The sequence below is a fragment of the Thermococcus sp. genome (assembly GCF_027066465.1).
Taxonomy (GTDB): Archaea; Methanobacteriota_B; Thermococci; order Thermococcales; family Thermococcaceae; genus Thermococcus.
Map to the genome: position 1 here is coordinate 1 of NZ_JAMONU010000065.1, position 3,043 is coordinate 3,043.

General features: G+C 53.7%; 3 protein-coding genes, 2 tRNA genes and 1 pseudogene. 4 read left to right on the forward strand and 2 right to left on the reverse strand.

Going from position 1 to position 3,043, the window contains the following annotated elements; genetic code table 11:
• Positions 1 to 224 precede the first annotated feature (224 nt).
• The gene (locus MVK46_RS02845; protein ID WP_297535134.1) at positions 225 to 461 is read left to right on the forward strand and encodes a hypothetical protein; all 237 of its coding nucleotides are present in this window, start codon (positions 225 to 227) and stop codon (positions 459 to 461) included.
• Between the two features lie 111 nt (positions 462 to 572).
• Positions 573 to 1,271, forward strand: coding sequence for an acetate--CoA ligase family protein (locus MVK46_RS02850; RefSeq protein ID WP_297535136.1), 699 nt, complete (start codon positions 573 to 575; stop codon positions 1,269 to 1,271).
• Between the two features lie 62 nt (positions 1,272 to 1,333).
• Here the strand turns inward: MVK46_RS02850 and MVK46_RS02855 are convergent.
• Together MVK46_RS02855 and MVK46_RS02860 are read right to left on the reverse strand one after the other, a co-directional pair.
• Positions 1,334 to 1,408: transfer RNA gene (locus MVK46_RS02855), tRNA-Cys, on the reverse strand.
• Between the two features lie 19 nt (positions 1,409 to 1,427).
• Positions 1,428 to 1,513, reverse strand: a tRNA-Ser gene (locus MVK46_RS02860).
• Positions 1,514 to 1,596: 83 nt separating this feature from the next.
• On the opposite strand from MVK46_RS02860, the gene MVK46_RS02865 reads away from it, so the two are divergent.
• Together MVK46_RS02865 and MVK46_RS02870 are read left to right on the forward strand one after the other, a co-directional pair.
• Entirely contained in the window at positions 1,597 to 2,847 is a 1,251-nt protein-coding gene (locus MVK46_RS02865) for an Nre family DNA repair protein (protein WP_297535138.1), read from the forward strand.
• A gap of 74 nt (positions 2,848 to 2,921) precedes the next feature.
• Positions 2,922 to 3,043, forward strand: a pseudogene (locus tag MVK46_RS02870) (alkaline phosphatase family protein); the annotation flags it as partial.

Here is a 3,043-nt window from a genome sequence, read left to right on the forward strand (position 1 = left end):
CGCCCTTCAAGTCAACCGTCACTGAGTAGGGGTAAGTTCCCAGAACCTTTCCGTAGAGCCTGCTCCCCGACTTCACAACCCAGAGAACCCTGCCGGAACGGTAGTACTGCTCTCCCCTCTCGGCACTCCCCATAGTTACCACTCTAATAGGTTAGAGTGAGCCAATTTAAGCCTTTCGGCGAAAGTGTTTTTAACGCTGAGGGATACTATTAACGGTGGTTACCATGAGCGACGTCTTTGAACTCGCGAGGCGCTACCACGATGAGCTCGGCATAAAGGAGCCAAGCCTGGCCACAATGGCCGCGGAGTTCTTCGATGACCTCGGACTTAAGATTGCGGACTTCCTGAAAAAGGAGGGGTACTCCATAGTCAACACAAAGTTCATTGATTACGACAAGAGCCTCGTTATGGACGTAACAAAGGGGGACAGAAGCTTTGAAATAACTCTGAGGAAAAGCTGAAGGTTTCTAAGTTCTTTTCAATTCCGGGACATTCCCTAGAACCTTTGCAAATGGAAACCCTTTTAACCTTTCCCTCTGAGTGATAAACGTCAAGCTTACGAGGTGATTGAAATGAGCCGTGTCGAAGAGGCAAGGAAGATAATCGAAAAGGCAAAAGCTGAAAACAGGCCCCTCGTTGAGCCCGAGGCGAAGGAGATACTCCGTCTTTACGGCGTCCCGGTTCCGGACTTCAAGGTCGCGACCAGCGAGGAGGAGGCCGTAAAGTTCGCCCGTGAAATCGGCTACCCCGTCGTCATGAAAATCGTTTCTCCGCAGATTATCCACAAGAGCGACGCCGGCGGCGTTAAGGTCAACATCAAGAACGACGAGGAAGCTAGAGAGGCCTTCAGAACCATCATGGAGAACGCCAAGAAGTACAAGCCCGACGCCGACCTCTGGGGCGTCATAATCTACAAGATGCTCCCGCTCGGCAAGGAAGTTATCGTCGGTATGATACGCGACCCGCAGTTCGGCCCGGCGGTAATGTTCGGTCTTGGTGGAATCTTCGTTGAGATTCTCAAGGACGTTTCCTTCCGCGTCGCACCGATAAGCAAAGAAGAAGCCCTCGAGATGATTAAGGAAATCAAGGCTTACCCAATTTTAGCCGGAGCGCGCGGTGAGAAGCCGGTGGACATCGACGCACTGGCGGACATCATCGTCAAGGTCGGCGAGCTTGCCCTTGAGCTTCCAGAGATTAAGGAGCTCGACATCAACCCGATTTTCGCCTACGAGGACGGCGCCGTCGCCGTCGACGCGAGGATGCTTCTTTGAAGCTTTAACCTCTTCTTTTGTTCGTCTGTCTATCTCTTCTTTAGGAGTTTTTAGAAAAAGTTTGGAGCCGGGACCGGGATTTGAACCCGGGTGAAAGGGATCTGCAGTCCCTCGCCTCGCCTCTAGGCTATCCCGGCACTAACCTAGAGAAATTAATGGCGCCGCGGCGGGGATTTGAACCCCGGTGGGCACCGCCCACCGGCTTAGCAGGCCGGCGCCCTACCAGGCTAGGCTACCGCGGCACGCCAGAGGTATATGAGCAGGCGGGGGTTTTTAAGCTTTTTGGAGGGGTAAAGCGTATATATGCACATACCTACTAGAACCGATGGTCGAGCTTTTTAATTCAAAGCTGTGCGCAATCTGCAAGGGGAGAAAGCTCCTCTGTGGAAGGCCGACCTGTCCAATTCTCGAGAGGTTTAGAGTAGCCCGTACGGTGGAACAAAAGCTCAACAAACGTCACCTCTTCGGTTCCTCCCCTCCGAGCATATTCGTCGGAGAGTACGGCTATCCGAAGGTTAGAATAGGCCCGCTAGTTCCCCCAATCGAGGGAAATACGAGCTATCTCGACAGTCCCCTCAAGTGGGAGAACAAAACGATTCGTGACATACTCTACTACCGCTCCCTGCTCGTCATGGGCGAGACAAAGGCAGATGTGAACGTAAGGAAGAGCGGAAGGATTCTGAGCGAGGTTCAGGAATTGGCGATGTCAATAAAACCCGTGGACAGCGAGGTAATCCTCAAAAGAAAGCCGGTGCTCAAAGTTCTTCCAAGCGAGTTCGCTCCGCCCATCGGGCCTAAAGCGGAACTCCTCGACTTCGAGCTGACCGAGAATCCGAAAATCCCAAGGAGAACCGACTACGTGGTGAGCGACGAGCTGAGGGCCGAACAGGCAATAATACGCCTCTACAACTGGGACTTCGACGAGTACTACATCATACGGCTTCTCTCTGCGGGCCTCCTGGGAATTGAGAGGAAGCTCGTCCCCACGAGGTGGAGCATCACAGCGGTTCAAGATACTATCGGCAAAAACCTGAGGCGCGAGATTCTGCACTACCCGGAGATAAACGACTATGAGGTTTACTTTTACCGCTTCCTCGGCAACCGCTACGCCGTTCTGCTGATGCCCCAGTCTTACGCCTTCGAGCTTTTGGAGGTCTGGCTCAAGGGGTCGCTCTTCGGTAGCGAGAAGCCGAGTGTGATTCACGACTACGAGGACTTCCGGGGAAGGAAGGAGTACGTTAGGGAAACGGCCGGCGCCTATCACGCCGCTCGTTTAAGCGTTCTCGAAGCCCTCAGGGCGAGAAGAAGGCAGGCGAGGGTTGTTGTCTTCAGAGAGGTAACGCCCGAGTACTACGCCCCCGTTGGCGTCTGGCAGATTCGCCTCGGCGTGAAAAAAGCTTTAAACAATCCAGTCGGCCGTTTTGAGAGGCTCAACGAGGCTCTCGACGCGATACGGAGAAGGCTTGAGCACCCCTTCGAGGAGTATCTCAAGAGGAGCTACATCTTGGGAAGCCTCGCGAGGCAGAAGACGCTCGACGAATGGCTCGGAAGGAATTTATACCGAATTGACCAATGAAGCCCGGTGAATGATGACCGCTCCATCCCACTGAGCGGTGATGAGTGCACGTCAGGCTGACACCGGTGGTGAAGATGAGAAAAAAGCTCGTCCTGATAAGTCTCGACGGAAACGGCGTTTACAACCTCAGGCACATGCCCTTTCTGAGCGAGTTGGCAGAAACAGGGAGCTTCGCCGTTGTGGATTCCATCTTCCC